This is a genomic window from Protofrankia sp. Cas8 (assembly GCF_963555845.1).
Classification (GTDB): Bacteria; Actinomycetota; Actinomycetes; order Frankiales; family Frankiaceae; genus Protofrankia.
The window spans coordinates 2,119-2,587 of sequence record NZ_CAUVXI010000355.1 but is presented as its reverse complement, the minus strand read 5'-3'; the positions used below and the strand labels follow the sequence as shown (position 1 = coordinate 2,587).

The window sequence follows — 469 nt, the reverse complement described above, 5'->3', positions numbered from 1 at the left end:
CGGCGGTTCACGGGGATGCGCTCCGCACGGGACCACGTCATTCCAGCTTGGTTGCACGGTGGCAGTGGACGGCGAGGAAATCGCCTTCGATGTCGAAGTACAGGTCGAACCCGAGCTGCGGGTCCTTTCCGAGAGCCTCTCCGGCCCGGCCCCGTCGGAAGCGTCCCCGGTCATTGAGCACCGGATTCTCCTGGAGGGCCACGCATCTCCCGACGGCTCGGCGGCCGTCGACGCAGCCGTTTACAACGGAAAGCGTGGGCGGAACCCCCGCTATTCTTTCCGTGACTCACGGCTCCTCATCACCCAGCTACCCGCCCGCATCGTTTCGCAGAACACAGCGGACTAGTGCAGCGCCTCATTAGTTCCTTTCCGTCTCTTCGTGACGGATCGTGATGTCAGGCCTGGGCTGGTGTGGTGGGGTGGCGTTCGAGGTAGCGGGCATGCTCGGTGTCGGCGTCGTAGGTCCATC

1 pseudogene is annotated in these 469 nt (G+C 64.4%); it reads left to right on the top strand.

Annotated elements, in window-relative coordinates:
* A pseudogene (locus U9977_RS26765) lies at positions 1-346 on the top strand (AAA family ATPase); the annotation flags it as partial.
* Positions 347-469: the final 123 nt, after the last annotated feature.